At 72.1% G+C, this 20,121-nt stretch carries 16 protein-coding genes; 7 read left to right on the top strand and 9 right to left on the bottom strand.

Annotated elements, in window-relative coordinates; all coding sequences use genetic code 11:
- The first annotated feature begins 87 nt into the window (after window positions 1-87).
- Together AC07FJ_RS12730 and AC07FJ_RS12725 are read left to right on the top strand one after the other, a co-directional pair.
- Window positions 88-1,914, top strand: a complete 1,827-nt coding sequence (locus AC07FJ_RS12730; protein ID WP_479048169.1) for a phosphoenolpyruvate carboxykinase (GTP) — start codon at window positions 88-90, stop codon at window positions 1,912-1,914.
- A gap of 301 nt (window positions 1,915-2,215) precedes the next feature.
- Window positions 2,216-3,952, top strand: a complete 1,737-nt coding sequence (locus AC07FJ_RS12725; protein ID WP_479048168.1) for an Ig-like domain repeat protein — start codon at window positions 2,216-2,218, stop codon at window positions 3,950-3,952.
- An 84-nt stretch (window positions 3,953-4,036) separates the two neighbouring features.
- On the opposite strand, the gene AC07FJ_RS12720 is transcribed toward AC07FJ_RS12725, so the two are convergent.
- From AC07FJ_RS12720 to AC07FJ_RS12710, 3 genes are all read right to left on the bottom strand, one after another.
- Entirely contained in the window at window positions 4,037-4,429 is a 393-nt protein-coding gene (locus tag AC07FJ_RS12720; RefSeq protein ID WP_361427856.1) for an SCO4983 family protein, read from the bottom strand.
- Window positions 4,430-4,511: 82 nt separating this feature from the next.
- Window positions 4,512-5,723, bottom strand: a complete 1,212-nt coding sequence (locus AC07FJ_RS12715) for a pyridoxal phosphate-dependent aminotransferase (RefSeq protein ID WP_361427854.1) — start codon at window positions 5,721-5,723, stop codon at window positions 4,512-4,514.
- Between the two features lie 132 nt (window positions 5,724-5,855).
- Entirely contained in the window at window positions 5,856-6,146 is a 291-nt protein-coding gene (locus tag AC07FJ_RS12710; protein WP_361427852.1) for a hypothetical protein, read from the bottom strand.
- Between the two features lie 117 nt (window positions 6,147-6,263).
- On the opposite strand from AC07FJ_RS12710, the gene mptB reads away from it, so the two are divergent.
- Window positions 6,264-7,670, top strand: a complete 1,407-nt coding sequence (gene mptB, locus AC07FJ_RS12705) for a polyprenol phosphomannose-dependent alpha 1,6 mannosyltransferase MptB (protein ID WP_479048165.1) — start codon at window positions 6,264-6,266, stop codon at window positions 7,668-7,670.
- Here mptB and AC07FJ_RS12700 read toward each other — a convergent pair.
- The 5 genes from AC07FJ_RS12700 to AC07FJ_RS12680 all read right to left on the bottom strand — a co-directional run bounded on the left by AC07FJ_RS12700 (window position 7,660) and on the right by AC07FJ_RS12680 (window position 14,699).
- The gene (locus tag AC07FJ_RS12700; RefSeq protein WP_479048163.1) at window positions 7,660-10,413 is read right to left on the bottom strand and encodes an AfsR/SARP family transcriptional regulator; all 2,754 of its coding nucleotides are present in this window, start codon (window positions 10,411-10,413) and stop codon (window positions 7,660-7,662) included. The genes mptB and AC07FJ_RS12700 overlap by 11 nt on opposite strands.
- Before the next feature lie 279 nt (window positions 10,414-10,692).
- Window positions 10,693-11,154, bottom strand: coding sequence for a hypothetical protein (locus tag AC07FJ_RS12695; protein WP_479048160.1), 462 nt, complete (start codon window positions 11,152-11,154; stop codon window positions 10,693-10,695).
- 44 nt (window positions 11,155-11,198) lie between these two features.
- Window positions 11,199-11,654, bottom strand: coding sequence for a hypothetical protein (locus tag AC07FJ_RS12690; protein ID WP_479048157.1), 456 nt, complete (start codon window positions 11,652-11,654; stop codon window positions 11,199-11,201).
- A gap of 135 nt (window positions 11,655-11,789) precedes the next feature.
- The gene (locus AC07FJ_RS12685; protein ID WP_479048154.1) at window positions 11,790-13,418 is read right to left on the bottom strand and encodes an N-acyl-D-amino-acid deacylase family protein; all 1,629 of its coding nucleotides are present in this window, start codon (window positions 13,416-13,418) and stop codon (window positions 11,790-11,792) included.
- Between the two features lie 15 nt (window positions 13,419-13,433).
- Window positions 13,434-14,699 carry an alanine racemase gene (locus AC07FJ_RS12680; protein ID WP_479048152.1) on the bottom strand — a complete coding sequence of 422 codons (1,266 nt, stop codon included), beginning with the start codon at window positions 14,697-14,699 and terminating at the stop codon, window positions 13,434-13,436.
- A 137-nt stretch (window positions 14,700-14,836) separates the two neighbouring features.
- On the opposite strand from AC07FJ_RS12680, the gene AC07FJ_RS12675 reads away from it, so the two are divergent.
- The 3 genes from AC07FJ_RS12675 to AC07FJ_RS12665 are packed head-to-tail and all read left to right on the top strand — an operon-like array spanning window position 14,837 to window position 17,165.
- A complete protein-coding gene (locus AC07FJ_RS12675; protein WP_479048149.1) occupies window positions 14,837-15,994 on the top strand; it encodes a sugar kinase in 1,158 nt (385 codons plus the stop codon).
- Window positions 15,991-16,764, top strand: coding sequence for an IclR family transcriptional regulator (locus AC07FJ_RS12670; protein ID WP_479048146.1), 774 nt, complete (start codon window positions 15,991-15,993; stop codon window positions 16,762-16,764). The genes AC07FJ_RS12675 and AC07FJ_RS12670 overlap by 4 nt, the downstream gene beginning before the upstream one ends.
- Window positions 16,761-17,165, top strand: a complete 405-nt coding sequence (locus AC07FJ_RS12665; RefSeq protein WP_479048144.1) for a RidA family protein — start codon at window positions 16,761-16,763, stop codon at window positions 17,163-17,165. The genes AC07FJ_RS12670 and AC07FJ_RS12665 overlap by 4 nt, the downstream gene beginning before the upstream one ends.
- A 58-nt stretch (window positions 17,166-17,223) precedes the next feature.
- Here AC07FJ_RS12665 and AC07FJ_RS12660 read toward each other — a convergent pair whose 3' ends face one another.
- The gene (locus tag AC07FJ_RS12660) at window positions 17,224-18,579 is read right to left on the bottom strand and encodes a M14 family metallopeptidase (protein ID WP_479048141.1); all 1,356 of its coding nucleotides are present in this window, start codon (window positions 18,577-18,579) and stop codon (window positions 17,224-17,226) included.
- Between the two features lie 207 nt (window positions 18,580-18,786).
- Between AC07FJ_RS12660 and AC07FJ_RS12655 the strand changes: the two genes are divergently transcribed.
- The gene (locus AC07FJ_RS12655; RefSeq protein WP_479048138.1) at window positions 18,787-20,106 is read left to right on the top strand and encodes an Nramp family divalent metal transporter; all 1,320 of its coding nucleotides are present in this window, start codon (window positions 18,787-18,789) and stop codon (window positions 20,104-20,106) included.
- Window positions 20,107-20,121 lie beyond the last annotated feature (15 nt).

Below are 20,121 nucleotides of genomic sequence, written 5' to 3'. Positions count from 1 at the left end.
TGAGCGCCAGGAGATCAATGCCGTGAAGCATCCGGGTCGCAGCCCCCACGGGGCAGACAACCTCAAACCCCTCAACAAGGAGCAATCGTGGCGCGCGACAACGCGGCTCCCTCCACCGTCGTCCCCACCAACCACCGGGAACTGATCTCCTGGGTCGACGAGATCGCAGCAATCACGCAGCCGGACAGGGTCGTCTGGTGCGACGGTTCCGAAGCCGAGTACGAGCGTCTGTGCGAGGAGCTCGTCGCCAAGGGCACGTTCCGCAAGCTGGACCCGATCAAGCGCCCGAACTCGTACTACGCCGCGTCCGACCCCTCCGACGTCGCCCGCGTCGAGGACCGCACCTTCATCTGCTCCGAGAAGGAGGAGGACGCGGGCCCCACGAACCACTGGAAGGCCCCCGCCGAGATGCGGGAGATCTTCACGGGTGACGAGGGAATCTTCCGCGGCTCCATGAAGGGCCGCACCATGTACGTGGTCCCCTTCTGCATGGGCCCGCTCGGGTCGCCGCTCTCCGCCATCGGCGTCGAGATCACCGACTCCGCGTACGTCGCCGTCTCCATGCGCACCATGACCCGCATGGGCCAGGCCGTCCTCGACGAGCTCGGCGACGACGGCTTCTTCGTCAAGGCCGTCCACACCCTCGGCGCCCCGCTCGCGGAGGGCCAGGAGGACGTGCCGTGGCCCTGCAACACCACCAAGTACATCTCGCACTTCCCGGAGTCCCGCGAGATCTGGTCGTACGGCTCCGGCTACGGCGGCAACGCCCTGCTCGGCAAGAAGTGCTACGCCCTGCGCATCGCGTCCGTCATGGCCCGCGACGAGGGCTGGCTCGCCGAGCACATGCTGATCCTCAAGCTCACGCCGCCGCAGGGCGAGGCGAAGTACGTCGCCGCGGCCTTCCCGTCCGCCTGCGGCAAGACGAACCTCGCGATGCTGGAGCCCACGATCTCCGGCTGGACCGTCGAGACGATCGGCGACGACATCGCGTGGATGCGGTTCGGCGAGGACGGCCGGCTGTACGCGATCAACCCCGAGGCGGGCTTCTTCGGCGTCGCGCCCGGCACCGGCGAGCACACCAACGCCAACGCCATGAAGACCCTGTGGGGCAACGCCGTCTTCACCAACGTCGCGCTCACGGACGACAACGACGTCTGGTGGGAGGGCATGACCGAGGAGGCGCCCAAGCACCTCGTCGACTGGAAGGGCAACGACTGGACGCCGGACTCCGAGACGCCGGCCGCCCACCCCAACGCCCGCTTCACCGTGCCCGCCTCGCAGTGCCCGATCATCGCGCCCGAGTGGGAGGACCCGAAGGGCGTGCCGATCTCGGCGATCCTCTTCGGCGGCCGCCGCGCCACCGCGGTCCCGCTGGTGACCGAGTCCTTCGACTGGCAGCACGGCGTCTTCCTCGGTGCCAACGTGGCGAGCGAGAAGACCGCCGCCGCCGAGGGCAAGGTCGGCGAGCTGCGCCGCGACCCGTTCGCCATGCTGCCGTTCTGCGGCTACAACATGGGCGACTACATGGCCCACTGGATCAAGGTCGGCAAGAGCGCGGATGCGGCCAAGCTGCCGAAGATCTACTACGTCAACTGGTTCCGCAAGAACGACGCGGGCAAGTTCGTCTGGCCGGGCTTCGGCGAGAACAGCCGCGTGCTGAAGTGGATCGTGGAGCGCCTGGACGGCAAGGCCGAGGGCGTCGAGACCCCGATCGGCATCCTGCCGACGCGCGAGTCCCTCGACACCGACGGCCTGGAGCTGCCCGAGGAGGACCTCGACTTCCTGCTGAAGGTCGACACCGAGGTGTGGCGCGAGGAGGCCGACCTCATTCCCGAGCACCTCAACACCTTCGGTGACCACACGCCGAAGGAGCTGTGGGACGAGTACCGCTCGCTGGTCGCCCGTCTGGGCTGACCCGCGCCGCCAAGACCTCGCGGCGGGTCAGCCTGCATCCGCCCTGACCTGTGGGTTCACGAATGACCCGCCGCGATGCACCGGCCCCCGGAGCCCCCTCAGGCTCCGGGGGCCGATTTGCGCGGGCCGGATTCTTCCGCGCCTGCTTTTCGAACTCCTGTGTGCCATCTGTGCACAGCGGTTACATTTCCCCCACGTGTCCCTCTCCTCGCGGAGGGGGCAACCATGCCTGTGGGGGGCCCAGTTGAGTACGTCCGTAGCATCCGCACCGTCCGTAGCATCCGCACTGCCCGTACCGTCCGTGCGGTCCCGGCGGCGCGCCACATCCACGCTCGTCGCCCTCGCGCTCACCCTCGGCACGGCCGGCCTGGCCACGGCCGTCGCGCCCGCCGCGTACGCCGCCGAGGCGAGCGACGTCGTCGCCAAGCTGCCGATCTCCTCGTACTCCGCGATGGCCGTCGACTCCGCGCACGAGCGCGTGTACATCGCGGACAAGCAGTCCTACTACTACAACGACAAGGGCCGGGTCCTCGTCTACAACTTCCAGGGCCAGCAGGTCGCGGTCCTGACCGGCACCGGCCCGGTCACCGGGCTCGCGCTGAGCGCCGACGGCGCGACGCTGTACGCCGGTGAGCGCGAGTTCATCGCCGCGTACGACACCGGCACGCTCCAGCAGACCGGCCGGACGCCGGCGTACAGCGAGACGTGCGGTCGTGAACTCGCCTTCTCGGGCGGCAAGCAGTGGCACACCAGGGGGAACGCCCCGTACGACTCCGAGTGCGCGTACGCCGTCCACGCCCTCGACTCCGTCAGCGGCGGTGTCCAGGCCGCCACCGGCTGGAACGTCACCGGCCGGATGCTGCTGGAGACCGGCGCGGGCGCCGAGAACCGCCTGTTCATGGGCCAGGCCAAGAACGAGAAGGCCACCGACCCGGCCCTGACCTCCTTCGACACCAGCGGGGAGACCCCGGTGCGCGGCGACTCGCGCCGCTTCGCGGACGCCGAGGGCAAGGGCGGCCTGGACCTCAAGGATCTGGCGGTCAGCGCGGACGGCAGGCGCCTCGCGGTCGCCGACGCGGCGTACGGCACCCGGCTGCTGAACTCCGGTGACCTGCGCGACGCCCCGACCCCGTACCAGCCGCTGCCCGAGGGAGCGGTCGCCTCCGGGGTCGCCTTCAGCGGGGACGGGAAGTACATCGCCCGCGGCGCCTCGGCCGGCGGCTCCACGCCGGACCTGCTGATCCAGCCGGCCGACCCGGCCAACGGCACCACCGCGCTGGAGTTCGCCTACGAGGGCGAGCTCGACGGCAGCCGGGTCGTCCCGCGCGGCATGGAGTGGTCCGCGGACGGCTCCCGGCTCTTCGCGCTCACCACCAACGCCGGCGGCAACGCCTTCTGGCTGCACGTCATCCAGCCGCCGGCCGCGCAGTACGACTCCCGCTTCACCGGCACGCTGACCTCCACCCCCGCCCAGGCCGTCATCGGCGAGCCGCTCGGCATCCGGGGCCGGCTGGAGCTGGACGGCCCGGCGCCCGCCGAACCGGCCAAGGTCACGGCCGTACGCACCGACGCCGACGGCACCCGGAAGACCGCCGCCGCCGAGGTCGCCGCCGACGGGACGTTCACCGTGCTGGACGTGCCCTCGCGGGTGGGGCAGTCGACGTACACGCTCTCCTTCCTCGGCGACCTCACCCACCGGCCGGCCGAGGACGTCAGCCTGACCGTGTCCGTGGCGAAGGCGCCCACCGCGATCACGCTGACCGCGCCCGCCGAGGCGTCCAAGAGCGCGGGCCTGGAGATCACGGGCAGGCTCACCGCGCAGGGCCCGGCGCTGCCGCAGGGGCTGACGCTCGGGGTGCAGCGCGCCGACCGGCTGGGCAGCGGGACCCTCACCTCGGTGGCGGTCGCGGCGGACGGCACGTTCCGCATCAACGACCTGCCGAGGACACGGGGCGCGGTGACGTACACGGTGACGTACGCCGGTGACGACACGCACGCGGGGTCGAGCGCCGCGGCGACGGTGCGGGTGGTCCGCTGACGCCACCGCCGCCGAGCTCCCCTCGGGGAGCGAGGTGGGTGGCACCCGGCCCGCGCGCCTGAGACGGCCGCGGGCCGGGGCCGTTCAGAGGGCGCCGACCGGGCGCGGCCGCTCCAGCGCGGCGCTGTGCGCGTCCATGCGCTCGGCGGCGAGGATCGCGGCGGCCGTGTCGGCGCGGGAGGCGGCGACGACCAGGGCCCGGCCCGCGAGGGTGTGGGCGCGGCGGTGCAGATCCGCCGGCTCGGCTCCGGTGAGGCCCGCGTGCCGGGCCGGCGGCGCGCCGCGCAGCCGGGCGACCTGCTGGGCGATGCGCTCCGCCGCCGCGTCGTCGCCCAGCTCGTCGGTGACGGCGAGCAGCGCGGCGAGGTGTCCGGCGAGCTGGATGTCCAGCTCCTCCTCGCGGGAGCGGTGCGGGATCCGGTCCTGGGCGTCGCCGGCCATCCGGTGGACCGACTTGGTGCGGATCGGTTCGTACATGGTGGACGGCCTCCTGCTCTTGGACAGGAAGCCATCCTACATTGGAATCGATCTAAAGTTGAGTTCGCTTTAAGTGCCGGGTTCAGGGCTGGCTGTAGCCGTCCAGGAAGTTCCCGATGCGCGTCACCGCGTCCGCCAGGTCCGTCGCGTTCGGCAGGGTCACGATCCGGAAGTGGTCCGGCTCGTGCCAGTTGAAGCCCGTCCCGTGCACCACCATGATCTTCTCGGCCCGCAGCAGGTCGAGCACCATCTGCCGGTCGTCCTTGATCTTGAAGACGTTCGGGTCCAGCCGCGGGAAGAGGTACAGCGCGCCCTTCGGCTTCACGCAGGTGACGCCCGGGATCTGCACCAGCAGGTCGTACGCCACGTCCCGCTGCTCCAGCAGCCGCCCGCCGGGCTGCACCAGCGCCTCGATCGACTGCCGGCCCTGCAGCGCGGCGGCGATCGCGTGCTGCGCCGGCATGTTGGCGCACAGCCGCATGTTGGCGAGGATCGTGAGGCCCTCGATGTACGAGGAGGCGTGCGCCTTCGGGCCGCACACCGCCAGCCAGCCGCTGCGGTAGCCGGCCACCCGGTAGTTCTTCGACATGCCGTTGAACGTCAGCACCAGCAGGTCGGGCGCGATCGCGGCGGTCGGGGTGTGCGTGGCGCCGTCGTAGAGGATCTTGTCGTAGATCTCGTCCGAGCAGACGACCAGGTTGTGGCGGCGGGCGATCTCCGTCAGGCCGCGCAGCATCTCGTCGTCGTACACCGCGCCCGTGGGGTTGTTCGGGTTGATGATGACGATCGCCTTGGTGCGGTCGGTGATCCTGCGCTCGATGTCGGCGAGGTCCGGCATCCAGTCCGCCTGCTCGTCGCAGCGGTAGTGCACCGCCGTACCGCCGGCCAGGGAGACGGACGCCGTCCACAGCGGGTAGTCCGGCGCCGGTACGAGCACCTCGTCGCCGTCGTCGAGCAGCGCCTGCATGGACATCTGGATGAGCTCGGAGACGCCGTTGCCGAGGTAGATGTCCTCGACCGAGAGGGGGATGCCCTTGGTCTCGTAGTGGCTCATCACCGCGCGCCGGGCGGAGAGCAGGCCCTTCGCGTCGCCGTAGCCGTGCGACTCCCCGAGGTTGCGGAGGATGTCCTCCAGGATCGCGGGCGGGCACTCGAACCCGAAGGCGGCGGGGTTGCCGGTGTTGAGCTTGAGGATCCGGTGACCTGCAGCCTCCAGCCGCATCGCCTCCTCGAGCACCGGGCCGCGGATTTCGTAACAGACGTTGGCGAGCTTCGTGGACTGGATCACCTGCATATCGCGAGCTTACGGCGGTGGCGGGAGGGGCGCCTCGTGTTTTGTGCCACTCGGCGCCCGGCCCGGACCGCTGCCGTCGACGGATCGGTGACGGATTCGGCGACGGAATCAGCGACGGAATCAGTGACGGAGTCAGCGGACGAAGAGGCTCATGCCGTCGACGTCCTCCTCCCAGTCGTGCGCCTCGACGATCTCCTCGACCTCGCCCGTGCACCCGGGGAGCTCGTAGACGATCACGACGTCGTTGGTCAGGTTGTAGACGAGCGGCTCGATGGCGTGGAAGTCGTAGCAGCCGCTCGGGTTCGGCACGGCGGTGCGGTCGACGTACAGCGTTCCCTGCGCGCCGAACGCGGCGGTGGCGCCGGAGACGGCGACGGCCGCGGCGGCGGCCAGGGTGATGCAGACGGTGGCGATGCGGCGCATGGCGCCTCCCTTGGGGTGAGGGGTGGATCACCACTCACGGTAGGCGGGCGGGCGCTCCCCGCAACCGCGGCTGCTCCGAAGCGGGAACCCCACCGCCAGCCCCTAGGCTGGCCGGTCATGTGGGAGATCAGCGCGGTCGGGTACCGCCGACTGGGTGTGGCCGGGGCGGTCGCGGTGGCCGCGGGCGGCTGGGCGGCCGGATCGCTGCCCGCGCGCGACCCGTGGGGCCTGTGGGTGGCGCACGGCACCGCGACGACCGTGGCCGCCGCCGTCCTCGCGTACGCCGGACTCACGCTGCTCATCGCCGCCTGGTGGGGGTACGGGCGCGGCGCCCGTGAGCTGCCCGTGCGCGAGACCCTCCGCACCCTGGCCTGGTGGGCCGGGCCGCTGCTGCTCGCGCCGCCGCTCTACAGCGCCGACGCCTACAGCTACATCGCCCAGGGCGCGATGGTCCTCGAAGGACACGACGTCTACGGCGCCGGGCCCTCGGTGCTCGACCCCGGCGGGCTCGGCGGGGACGCGGCGGCGAGCGTCGGCGGGCACTGGACCGACACCCCGGCGCCGTACGGCCCGGTCTTCCTCGTGCTCGCCCAGGCGGTGACCTGGGTGACCGGCGGAACGATCGTGCCGGCCGTCCTCGGCCTGCGGCTGATCGCCGTCGGCGCGCTCGCGCTGACCGCGTGGGCGCTGCGGAGCCTCGCCCGCGAGCGGGGCGGCAGCGAGAGCGGTGCGCTCTGGCTCGGCGCGCTCAACCCGCTGCTGCTGATCCACGTCGTGGGCGGCGTCCACAACGACGGCCTGATGATCGCCCTGATGCTGGCGGGCGTGGTGTGCGCCCTGCGCGGCCGCTGGATCCTCGGCAGCGCGCTCGTCGGCCTCGCCGCCATGGTCAAGTCACCGGCCGCCGTGGCGCTGCTCTTCATCGGCGTGATCGTCGCCCGCGCGGCGGCGGGCCCCCGCGCCCGGCGCCTCGCCATGGGCCTGCTGGCCCCCGGCCTGGTCGCCGCGGCGGTCGCCGTCGCCGCGACGCTGCTGACGGGCACCGGCTTCGGCTGGCTCCGCACCCAGGGCGTCGCCGGGACGATCCACACCGCCCTGTCCGCCACCAGCGACCTCGGCCTCGGCCTCGGCCATGCCCTGCACCTCCTCGCGGGCACCGACCCCGCCCCGGTCAAGGCCGCCGTCCAGCAGCTCGGCCTCGCCGCCGCGCTCGCGCTCATCGCGTACCTGGCCTGGCGCTCCCTGCGCGGCCACCTCCACCCCGCGCACGCCCTGGGCCTGGCCCTCCTCGCCCTGGTCGCCCTCTCGCCGGTGGTGCAGCCCTGGTACCTCCTGTGGAGCGTGACCGCGCTCGCCGCCACCGCCACGCCCGACAGCCGCATCGTCCCCGCCCTCGCGGTCCTGTCGGCCGCCCTGCCGTACGAGACCCAGCCGTCGGGGCACACCCCGGCGTACGGCTTCGTCCTGGCGGGGGTCGTGTGCGTGGCGGGGACGCTGAGGACACGCCTCCGGATCACTTCATGAGGGCGGCATCCAGCGAGCGGAGTCCGGCCGCGCAGTCACGGATCACCCGGTCGAGACGGTTCTCCTCGGCGACACGCAGGGCTTTCTCCCAGCAAACCCTGGCACGTGCAGGATCGCCGAAGTGGCGGTGGGAGCGGGCCAGGGCTTCCAGGGCGTCGGCGACGAGGAACTGGTTGTCGAGTTCCCGCGCGAGGCGCAGCGACTCTTCGAGGTACGTGAAGGATTCGTCGCGGCGGTCCCGGGCGCGGAGGACGTCGCCCAGGTTGACCAGCACGATGGGCAGGAGGGGGCGAAGCTCGGTGCGGCAGATGGGCAGGCACTGACGGAAGATGGCCTCCGCCTCATCGAGCTTCCCGGTGCCGAAGAGGAGCGTGCCCTGTGTGTGGAGGAACGGCAGGGGGAGCGACCCGCGGCCCTCGCGGAGCCGGAGGGCCCGGCCGATGGCATCGAGCCCCTCCTCGTACCTCTTTGCCTGACCGCAGGCGTTGGCGTAGTTGGCCAGCACGAGGGCCTGCTGCTCAGTGTCACCGATCTCCTCGTACAGGGTGGCCGCCACCTTCAGGTGCCTCCGGCTCTCCTCGTCGCGGTAGGAGGCCCCGTGCGCGACGCCCAGGAGGCGGTGCATCTGTGCCTGTCCGGCGAGGTCGCCGTTGCGTCGCGCAGCGGCCAGTGCCCCGGTCAGCGGTTGTTCCCACTGTCGTGTCCACCAGTTGGAGAGGATCCAGCCGAACAGGCCGTCCGCCAACTGCCAGGCCAGCTCGGGGCGCGCCGCGGTGCCGATGGCGCCGATGGCGGTGGTGATGGCGGGTAGTTCCCTCGTGGTCCAGGCGAGAGCCGTGGCCGCGTCGGCGAACTCGGGCAGGGCGAGGCCGGTGGCCGGCGTTGTCCGCGGGATGGTGCGGGTCTGTGTGGCGGCGTCCGCGCGGTCCAGGGCGGCGCGGTACCAGGTGAACAGCCGGAGCAGCGCCGCTTGCCTGTCCTCGGCGGTTTCCTCGGCGACGGCCCGCTGGAACGCGAACTCGCCCAGCAGGTCGTGGAAGCGGTAGGTGCCGGCTGTGCAGTTCTGCAGGAGGTGGGCGTTGACGAGGACGTCGAGCAGGTCGAGGGTCCGCTCGACCGGGTGGCCGAGGAGCGCGGAGGCCGCCTCGACGGAGAGCGGGTGGCAGGACCACAGTCCCAGCAGCCGGAAGGCGGCGGCCGCCTCGCGGTCCACCTGCCGGGAGTCGGAGCTGAGTGCCTGGTAGCTCATCCAGAAGACATTGCTGACGTCCAGGTGGTCGAGCGCGAGCGTGGTGAGTCGTCCGTCGGCCTGGCCGAGCCGGTCGGCGATGCTCGCGACCGTCCTGCCGCCGTTCTGAGCCAGTCGGGCGCCGACGATGCGCAGGGCGAGGGGAAGACCCGCGCACGCGGTCAGGATGCGCCGGGTCGCCTCCTCCTCCGCCGCCAAGCGCTGGTGGCCGCAGAGGGCGGCGAGCAGTTGGTACTGCTCCGTCGCGTCGAACGGCTCGAGGGTGACGCGCGCCGCCGCGGGCAGTCCGGCGAGCGACTGACGGCTGGTGACGAGGACCGCGCTCCCACCGCTGCCGGGGAGCAGCGGCGTGATTTGTCCGGCGTCGCGGGCGTTGTCGAGGACGATCAGCATGCGGCGCTCCGCGAGCGTGGCGCGGTAGAGGGCCGCGCGGTCGTCGGTGTCCTCCGGTACCGCCGTGGCGGGGGTGCCGAGATCGGTCAGGAACCGGGCGAGCAGGTCATGGGCGGTGCGGCGAGGGCCGGAGCCGAAACCCCTCAGGTCCGCGTACAGCTGGCCGTGCGGGAAAGCCGCACGGACGTGGTGGGCCGCGTGGATGGCGAGGGCGGTCTTGCCGACACCGCCCATACCGGAGATCACCACGATCGGGGGCGGGCCGTCGGTGGCGGCCAGGAGTCCCTCGCGTACGGCCGCGAGCTCGGCTTCCCTGCCGGTGAAGTCGGCGGTGTCCCGGGGGGTCTGGAACAGCGTGGCGGGAGGGGGCGCCGGGAGTGCCGGGTCCGGCCCGGGTGTGTCGGCGTCTTCAGCGGCGAGCAGCGCGTGGAACACATGTTGCGTGCTCGGGGCGGGATCCAGGCCGAGCTCGTCGGCGAGTGTCCTGCGCAGCAGGTGGTAAGCCGCGATCGCGTCGGAGGTGCGGTCGGCTCGGTGCAGTGCGGTCATCAGCTGCCGGTGGAAGGGCTCGCGCAGGGGATGGTCGGCGGCGTAACGGGCCAGCTCGGCGATGATCATCTGATGCCGGCCGGTCCGGAGGCAGGCCTCGAAGCGCCACTCGACGGCCTGCAGATGCCGCTCGACGAGGTAGGTGACTTCGGGAATCTCCTGCAGCGAGGGGAACTCCGGCACGGGGCGGCCGCGCCACAGCATGAGCGCCGAGGCGGTCTCCTCTCCGAGAGCCTCCCAGTCACCCGCGCAGTGCGCGTCGTGTGCCCGCCTCACCCGCGACTCGAACACCTCGGCGTCGAGTTCGCCGGGACGGACGTCCAGCGAGCACGTGCTCCGGACGACGCGGAGCCGGTCCCGCTCCGGCCCCAGCGCCGACCGCAGCCGACCTAAGTGGTTGTGCAGGGAGGCCAACGCGGTCCGCGGAGGACGGTCTCCCCACACCATGTCCATGAGGCAGTCCATCGACATGGGCGAGCCGGGCCGCAGCAACAGCGAGGCCAGCACCGCCGCGGTCTTCGGCCCGGGTATCCGTCTCGGCTCTCCTTCCACGGACAGCGTCAGACCACCGAGAACTCCGAACCGCACCGCCACCGACATCGCCCCCCGACCAGGCCGGGCATGTGTATCCCACGCTCACCCCCCGGCACCCGCTGTTAGCGGCATGCTAATGAGGTGTCGTGACAGGGGCGAAAAGTTTCCAACCGTGGTGGATGAGGCGCGTGTCGCCGTTTCATCGACGCGGTGTACGGGACCGTGCGCCGTCCGGGGCCCGGCAGCACCCCCGGGAGGATCCCTCCAGGGGGTGCTGCCTGTTCAGGGGCGGTCGGATCAGGCGAACCACTGCCGGTTGTCGCCTTCGTTGAGCGGGTCCACGCCGATACCGAAGTTGTTGTCGTAGACGGTGATGTACCAGCCGGTGGCCACGTGCTGGAGCCGCCAGAGGCCTCGCTGGGAGTCGTACTGCTCGCGGAAGCGCTGCCAGGGGTTGTTGGCGGTGCACTTCTCCACGTACACGTCGTGGTCCGAGTAGGCCGCCAGGCAGTACGAGCGGTCGTTGTTGACGTGCTGGGTCCAGGAACCGTCGGCTTCCTGCTGGTCGTACCACTGGGCTTCACCGTAACTGCAGCCGCGCATGACGGCGTCGTTGTGGGCTGTGGTCGTTCCCAGGCACAGTCCGTTGAAATGATTGCGCCAGGTGACCTTTCCGTTGGCGGAGGCCGAGGGGGCGAAGCCGACGACGAGGGCGGCGGAAGCAGCGGCGGTGGCGAGGACGCGGGTGAGCTTGCGCATGGGGTCTCCTGTGGGTGGATGGCGAGGCGGGGTCGACGGGGTGGTCAGCGGAAGTACTGCCGCTTGTCGCCTTCGTTGAGCGGGTCCACGCCGATGCGGTAGCCGTTGTCGTAGACGGTGACGTACCAGCCGGTGGCCACGTGCTGGAGTCGCCAGATCCCGCGGGAGCCGTCGTACTGCTCGCGGAAGCGCTGCCAGGGGTTGTTGGCGGTGCACTCCTCCACGTACACGTCGTGGTCCGAGTAGGCGGCCAGGCAGTAGGAGTGGTCACCTCGGACGTGCTGGGTCCAGGAGCCGTCGCTTTCCTGCTGGTCGTACCAGAGGGACTCCCAAGCACCACAGCTCTTCATGACGGCATCGGTGTTGTGGGAGGTGGCGATGCAGGAGCCTTGGGCGACGCTTTCCCAGGTGACGTTTCCGTTGGCGGAGGCCGACGGCGCGACGCCGAAGACGAGCGCTGCGGACGCGGCGACGGTGGTGGCCAGACGCAGGGGTTTCATGACTGTCTCAACATCTCTTCGGGTGCTGCCTCGGTCGGCCGTGGCCCATGCCGGTCACGGCGTATGCAACACGTTGCTGCTGAGACACCCTGACGGGCCGGCGCAACGGATCACCAACAGCGCTCTAACACCGCGTCAGGCCACGGTCGACCGGCTCTCCTGGCTCCGCCGGACCGATCGCCCCGCCAGGACGGCCGTGCGGTGGCCGTCCGCGATGACGAAGCGGCCGTCGATCAGGACGTACGGGATGCCCGTCGGGGCGGTGCGCGGGGCCTCGAAGGTGGCGCCGGCCGCGACCGTGGCCGGGTCGAAGAGCACCAGGTCGGCGCGGTGGCCCTCGCGGACCAGGCCCCGGTCGGACAGCCGGAGGCGGGCCGCGGGGCGGCCGGTGAGGTGGGCGACCGCCTCCTCCAGGGAGAGCACGCCCAGCTCGCGCGCGTACCGCCCCAGGTAGTGCGGGAACGTGCCGTACGCGCGCGGATGCGGCTTGGCGCCGCGCAGGATGCCGTCCGAGCCGCCCGTGTGCGTGCGGTGGCGCATGATCGCGCGGACGTTCTCCTCGTGGCCGACGTGCTGCAGGATCGTCGGGGCGAGCCGGTCCGCGAGCAGCAGGCGGCGGGCCGTCGTCCACGGCTCCTCGCCGCGCGCGGCCGCCGACTGCCGGATCGTACGGCCGACGTATCCGGCGAGCGCCGGGTCGCCGACGCCCGAGATCTCGACGGTGTCCCACTCGACCGGCACCCCGTGACAGCCGTCCGAGCCGGTCACTTCGAGGCCGTGCCGGATCCGGGCGGCGGTCGCCTCGTCGCGCAGCCGCGCCAGCGTCGCCTCCGGCCCGCCCTCGCTCGCCCAGCTCGGCAGCAGCGCCACCAGCGTCGTACAGCCGGGCGTGTACGGGTACGTGTCGAGGGTGATGTCCGCGCCCTCGGCCAGCGCCGCGTCCAGGAGCGCCAGCAGCTCCGGCGCCCGGCCCTCGTTGACGCGGAAGTTGAGCGTGGCGTGCGCCAGATGCAGCGCGCAGCCCGCCTCGCGCGTGACCGCGATCATCTCCTCGTACGCCCGCAGCGCCCCGGCGCCGTAACTGCGGTGGTGCGGGCAGTAGTAGCCGCCGTACGCCGCCACCACCCGGCACAGCGCGGCCAGTTCGGCGTCGCGCGCGTACATCCCCGGCGTGTAGGTCAGCCCGGACGACAGGCCGACGGCGCCCTCCTCCAGGCCCCGCGCCACCAGCTCCCTCATCCGCGTGAGTTCGGCGTCGGTGGGCGCCCGGTCGTCCCAGCCCATGGCGTACGCGCGGACCGTCCCCTGCGGGATCAGGTACGCGGCGTTGACGGCGATGCCCTGGCCGCCGAAGTTGCGGTCCAGGCGGTCGAGGTACTCGCCGACGCTCCGCCAGTCGAAGTCGATGTCGGAGCCGTCGCCGTTCCAGCCCGCGATGGCCGCGCGGACCCCGTCGAGCGTCCGCGCGTCGACCGGCGCGTACGACAGGCCGTCCTGGCCCAGCACTTCGAGCGTGACGCCCTGCGCCGCCTTCGCGCTGTGGTCCGGGTCGCGCAGGAGGGCGAGGTCGCTGTGGGCGTGCATGTCGATGAAACCGGGCGCGAGCGCCAGCCCGTGCGCGTCCAGCGTGCGCCGCCCCGACAGCGCCGGGTCACCGGCACGGCGCAGGGCCGCTATGCGGCCGCCGCTGACGCCGACGTCGGCGCGGTACGACGGGCCTCCGGTGCCGTCGACGACGCGTGCGCCGCGTATGACGAGGTCCATGGCCGCCGGGCCGTTCTAGAAGAACGTCCGGATGTAGTCGACCACCGTGCCGTCCGCCTCCACCAGCGGGATCAGCTGCCACTTGTCGAAGATGGTGCACGGGTGCGACAGGCCCATGCCGACCCAGTCGCCCACCTCCAGCTCCGCCGCCTCCGCCGTCGTCTCCAGCCACGCGTGCTGGTCCGACAGACGCGTCACCGTGATCCCGGCCGCGGGCCGCACCGACCCGTCGCGCGCCGAGCGCACCACCTGCGCCTCCGGGAGGTGGAGGTCGTACGCCGCGTCCCGCTTGCCCGCGTTGACGAAGGCCTGCTCGGGCGTGGGACGGGACACCACCTGCGCCCAGAGGCGGAAGGCGGGCTGGAGGGCGCCCTCCTCGGGCACGCGGTTGAACGGGGTGAGGTTGCGGTACTGACCGTCGTCGTGTGACACGTACGCGCCCGAGCGCAGCAGCTTCAGGACCCGGCGGGACAGCGGCGGCAGCTCGGCGAAGACCTCGGCCACCGTGTCGAACCAGGCGCTGCCGCCCGCGCTGACCACGATCTCGTCCAGGCCGGCGGGGAAGCGCCCCGCCTTGTCGAAGTCGACCGCGAGCGCGGTCAGCCGGCGCAGCCAGGCCCGTACGGTCTCCGGCGTGGCGTCCGGCACCTCGCCCTCGTAGCCCGCGACACCGACCAGGCGCAGGTGGCGGGCCCCGGCGACGGCGTCGGCGACGGCGGCGCAGTCCGCCTCCGTACGCGCCCCGGTGCGCGCGCCGTCGCCCGCGCCGAGCTCCACGACGACGTCGACGGGGCGTTCCGCGGAGTCGAGCGCCTCCTCCATGAGCTCGACGCCGCGTACCGAGTCGACGTAGCAGACGAAGTGGAAGTCCGGGTCGTCGGCGAGCTCCCGCGCGAGCCAGCGCAGGGCGGCGGCGTCGACGAGCTCGTTGGCGAGGAAGATCCGCCGCACGCCGAACGCCCGGTACACGCGCGCCTGGTGCGGCACCGCCGCCGTGATGCCCCACGCGCCGTGGGCGATCTGGCGGTCGAAGAGGTACGGCGCCATGGACGTCTTGCCGTGCGGGGCGAAGGCGAGGCCGTGCCGCTCGGAGTACGCCTCCAGGAGCGCGAGGTTGTGCTCGACGGACTCGGCGGAGAGCGCGAGGACGGGCGTGGTGAAGCCGCCGGTGAAGAGGTTGCGGCGCTGAGCCGCCAGCGCGCCGACGGTCAGGCCCTCGGCGTCGACCGGCAGCCCCTTGAAGCGGTGGTCGACGCGCTCGTCCTTGAGGTCGTCCGTCATGCGGGCCCCTCCTCCTGCTGGAGTAGCGTTGCGTGGTGCGCAATGCTCGTTGCGTATGCCGTTTGCCGCTGTCTAACATCCGGCTCAACGCCGGGTCAATGGACCCGGATGCGCGTGGCCCGTGAGGAGCCCCCAGCGTGATCGAAGTCGATGTCGTCTGCCTCGGCGAGTCCCTGGTCACCTTCCTGCCCTCCCGGCCGGGCCCGCTCGCCGACGTCCCCTCCTTCACCCGCGCCATCGGCGGCGCCGAGTCCAACGTCGCCTGCGCGCTGGCCGCCGGCGGGCACCGCGTCCGCTGGGTGAGCCGCGTCGGCACCGACGGCTTCGGCGACCACCTGGTCGCGGCCATCGCGGCGTACGGCGTCGACACCGGGGCCGTGCGCCGCGACCCGCACCGCCCGACGGGCGTGTACTTCCGCACGGCCACCGACCGCGCGGCGGCGGAACACGAGGTCGTCTACTACCGCGCCGGGTCCGCCGCCTCCGCGATGTCCCCCGAGACCGTGGCGTACGACGACCTCCGCCCGGCCCGCGTCCTCCACCTGTCGGGCATCACGGCCGCGTTGTCGGACGGCTGCCTCGCTCTGCTGCGCGGCCTGACGGGGCGGTGGCCCGGCCGCCCGCTCGTGTCCTTCGACGTCAACCACCGGCCTGCCCTGTGGCACGGCCGCCCGGACGCCGCCGACGTCCTGCTGGAGCTGGCGCGGGGCGCGGACGTCGTCTTCGTCGGCGAGGACGAGGCGGAGGCGGTGTGGGGTGTGCGGGGCGCGGCGGAGATCCGGGAGGCGCTGCCGGAGCCGTGCGTGGTGGTCGTGAAGCAGGGCGGGGCCGGGGCGATGGCATCGAGCCGCTGCGCGGGGCTTGTTCCCCACCCCGCCCCTTCCCGTAACCGGGGCTGCGCCCCGGACCCCGTACGCGCTGCGCGCGTGTCCTCACACGCCGGGCGGGCTGACACGCGCAGCGGCTACACCCACGTCCCCGCGCCCCGCGTCGACGTCGTCGCCGCGACCGGCGCCGGCGACGCCTTCGCCGCCGGCTTCCTCGCCGCCACCCTCCGCGGCCTCGACCTGCGCCGGCGCCTGCGCCACGGGCACCTGATGGCCGCCGCCGCGCTCACCGTGCCGGGGGACCTCGGCGCGCCACCCGCCACCGCGTACGCGGACCGGCTCGTGGAGCTCGACGACGCCGCCTGGGGGAGACTGCACCTCGGCCCGGGCTGGACGGCGACGGGGCCGGTGACGGGGCCGGGATCGGGAAACGGAACCGGGAACGACCAGGAGGCACGCACGCCATGAGCCAGACCGTCGACCGCGCGCTCAGCATTCTGCCGCTGCTCGCGCGCGGCCCCGCCGACCTCGGGCAGGTCGCGGACGCCCTCGGCGTGCACAAGTCCACCGCCCTGCGCCTGCTGCGCACGCTCCACGAGCACGGCCTGGTCTACCGCCAGCAGGACCAGCGCTACCGCCTCGGCGCCCGGCTCTTCGCGCTCGCGCAGGAGGCCGTCGAGAGCCTCGACGTCCGCGAGATCGCCCACCCCCACCTCGTACGGCTCGGTGAGCGGACCGGGCACACCGTGCACCTCGCCGTGTACGAGGACGGCGAGGTGCTCTACCTCGACAAGGTGGAGAGCCGCTACCCGGTCCGCATGTACTCGCGGATCGGCAAGCCCGTCGCGATCACCGTCGCCGCCGTCGCCAAGCTGCTCCTCGCCGACCTGCCCGAGGCCGAGCGACGCGCCGTCGCCGCCAAGCTCGACTACCCGATGTACACGGCCCGTTCGACCCCGAACGCCGCCGCCTTCCTCCAGGAGCTCGCGACCGTACGCGAACAGGGCTGGGCCACGGACCTCGGCGGCCACGAGGAGTCCATCAACTGCGTCGCGGCGCCCATCCGCGGCGCCGACGGCCGTGTCGTCGCCGCCATGTCGATCTCCGCCCCGAACGTGGTCGTCACCGCCGACGAACTCGTCGCCCTCCTCCCGCTGGTGCGCCGCACCGCCGACGCCGTCACGCGGGACTACTCCGGTACCACGACCCCGCAACCGACACCGAAGGACGCCGCATGACCGAGAAGACCGCGCTCACGCCCCCGACCCACACCGCGCCCCCGGCCGCCTTCTCGCACGGCGTCCGCAAGGGCAACATCCTCCAGGTGGCGGGCCAGGTCGGCTTCCTGCCGGCCGTCGAGGGCGAACCCCCGGCCGTCGCGGGCCCCACCCTGCGCGAGCAGACCCTCCAGACGCTCGCCAACGTCGAGGCGGTCCTCACCGAAGGCGGGGCGAGCTGGGAGGACGTGATCATGATCCGCGTCTACCTCACCGACACGGACCACTTCGCCGAGATGAACGAGATCTACAACGCCTACTTCAAGGACCTGAAGGCGCCCCCGGCGGCCCGCACCACGGTCTACGTCGGCCTCCCCGCCGGCCTGCTCATCGAGATCGACGCCCTGGCGGTCCTGGGCTGACACGCACGCGACCGCCGTGGCACGGCAGGGAAGTCCGTGCCACGGCGGTCTCGGACGCCTACGCGCAGTACTGCTGCTCCTTGCCGATCGAGCGGTACATGCAGTCCGCGTTCTCGATCAGCTGCAGCACCGCGTCGCGGTTGCGGCTGGTCTCCCGCTCGATCACCTCGTCCGGCGGGTAGAAGCCGCCGCCGCTCGAGCCGCGCGGGTACATCTCGAAGGTGTAGCCGAAGATCTTGTGCGCGCCCCACAGGTAGTCGTCGATCGACCCGTCCGTGACGTAGAGGTCGCTCGACTGCTGCGGCGTGTAGCCGTTGCTCGCGGCCATCTTGCGGCCGACCGCCGCGAAGGCGTCGCGGTCGTCCTGGGTCAGGCCGGGGGCGGTGTCGTTGTACGTGTAGCCGTACGGCCAGAGCACCAGCTCGCTGTACGTGTGGAAGTCGATGCCCGCCTTGATCTGCTGCGTGCCGCCGACGACCCGGGAGCGTACGAAGTCGGCGACGACCTTCACCTCGGGCGCCGACTCGGGGGCCGAGCCGCGGTAGGTCTCGGAGCCGTACGAGCCGGAGGAGCCGCCGCAGCAGCCCCACTTGAAGTTCCAGTTGCGGTTCATGTCCGTGCCGACGGACGTGGAGCCGGCGTTGGGCTGGCGGTTCTTGCGCCAGCTGCGGTAGGAGCCGGAGGCGATGTCGTACTCGCCGCCGTCCGGGTTGAGGTCCGGCACGATCCAGATCTCGCGGTTGTTGACGGCGCTGGTGATCCGGGAGTCGGAGCCGTAGCCCGCGCCGAGCTCGCGCAGCAGGTAGAGCGCCATCTCGACGGTGAGGTGCTCGCGCGCGTGCTGGTGGTGGGTGAAGAGGATCTCGGGCTCGTTCTCGTCCGTCGCCACGTTGTCGCTGATCTTGATGGCGACGATGTCGCGGCCCTGGTAGCTCTTGCCGATGACGCGGCGGCTCATGATGTTCGGGTACTGCTGGAGCCGCTGGGTGATCTCCGCGTTCATCTCCGCGTAATTGTGGTACCGCGAGTCGGCGGACGGGAAGTCCAGGGCGCCGAGGGAGGTGCCGGACGCCTTGCCGCCGCTCCGGTCGGGCGGCCCGGGCAGGACCTCCAGCTTGTGTCCGAGGGCGCGCAGGCGGCGGGCCTGGTCGGCGGTGGCGCTGACGACGACCGCGTGGGAGTCGGCCTCGTCGATCGAGACGCCGGTGGCGGCGAGGGCGGTGCGCTCGGCGGGGGTGGACGGGCCGTGGATCTCGTACTGCCGGACGACCTCCTCCGCGGTGGCGGCGGGGGCGGCCGGTGCGTCGGTTCCGGTGCCGGTCGAGGCGCCGAGGGGCACGACGACGGCGAGCGCCAGCAGGGCCGTGAGGGTGGCGGACCTTCTGCCGCGTGAGCCGCGTATGCGAAGTCGCATGCTGAGTCTCCTGGGTGGGGGGTACGGGGTGGCTCTCCCCGTGCGAGGCATCGTGCGGCCGTGGCATGACCGCGTCAAGAGCCTGACTCCGGCCAAGGTCGCTCCGCCGGCCGCCGCCGCCTCACCCCGCACGGCCCCTTGCGCGATCACCCCGCACCCGGTTACGTGACCTGACGTCACATGAGCGCGAGGGGAAGGTGGCCGGACATGACGGACGCGGACACGGCACGGACGGAGGGGACGGGCGAGGGTGCCCCCGGCAGCCCCGGTGCCCCCGGGGTGCCGCCCCGCAAGGCGAGCTGGCGCTCCATCGGCCCCGGCATCGTCGTCGCCGCCACCGGCGTCGGTGCCGGTGACCTGATCGCCACGCTCATCGCGGGCAGCAAGTTCGGCTACACCCTGCTGTGGGCCGCCGTCATCGGCTGCCTCGTCAAGATCTCGCTCGCCGAGGCCGCCGGCCGGTGGCATCTGGCCACCGGCCGCACCCTCTTCGACGGCTGGCGCAGCCTCGGCGCCTGGACGACCGTCTACTTCGTCGGATACGTCGTCATCTGGGGCTTCGTCTACGGCGCGGCCGCCATGTCCTCCAGTGCGCTGCCGCTGAGCGCGCTCTTCCCGGGCGTCATGGACCTGAAGTGGTGGGCCGTGCTGTGCGGCCTCGTCGGCCTGGTCTTCGTCTGGTTCAACCGGTACGCCGTCTTCGAGAAGGTCATGACGGTCCTGGTCGGCGTGATGTTCCTGGTCACCGTCTACCTCGCCGTCCGGGTCACCCCGCACCTCGGCGACGCGGTCGCCGGTCTCGCGCCCGTCCTGCCGGACGGCTCGCTGATCTACACCCTCGGCCTGATCGGCGGCGTCGGCGGCACCATCACGCTCGCCGCGTACGGCTACTGGGTCAACGCCAAGGGCTGGACCGACATCAGCTGGATCAAGGTCATGCGGTTCGACAACCGCGTCGCCTACCTCACCACCGGCGTCTTCGTCGTCGCGATGCTCTTCGTCGGCGCCGAGCTGCTGCACTCCTCCGGCGTCGCGCTCACCAAGGGCGACAAGGGCCTGCTGGACCTGGGCAAGGTCCTGGAGGACCGGTACGGCGCCGCCACCGCCAAGCTGTTCCTGATCGGCTTCTTCGCCACCTCCTTCACCTCCCTCATCGGCGTCTGGCACGGCGTGAGCCTGATGTTCGCCGACTTCGTCGCCCGTTTCCGCGAGGGGAGGGGCGGGGGCAAAGCCGCCGACGTCGTGGCGCGCGAGAAGTCGCTGCCGTTCCGCGCGTACCTGCTGTGGCTGACGTTCCCGCCGATCAGCCTGCTGTTCCTGGACCAGCCGTTCGGCCTGGTGATCGTGTACGGCCTGATCGGCGCGTTCTTCATGCCGTTCCTGGCGCTCACCCTCGTATGGCTGCTCAACTCCGACCGTACGCCGCGCGAGTGGCGCAACGGCTGGCTGAGCAACGGCATGCTCGTCGCGGCGGGCCTGCTGTTCGTGGTGCTGTGCGTGCAGCAGGTGCGTGAGCTGCCCTGGTAGGGACCCCGGGAACGC

This window comes from Streptomyces sp. NPDC045998 (genome assembly GCF_056430285.1).
This window is presented reverse-complemented; position numbering and strand designations above follow the sequence as displayed.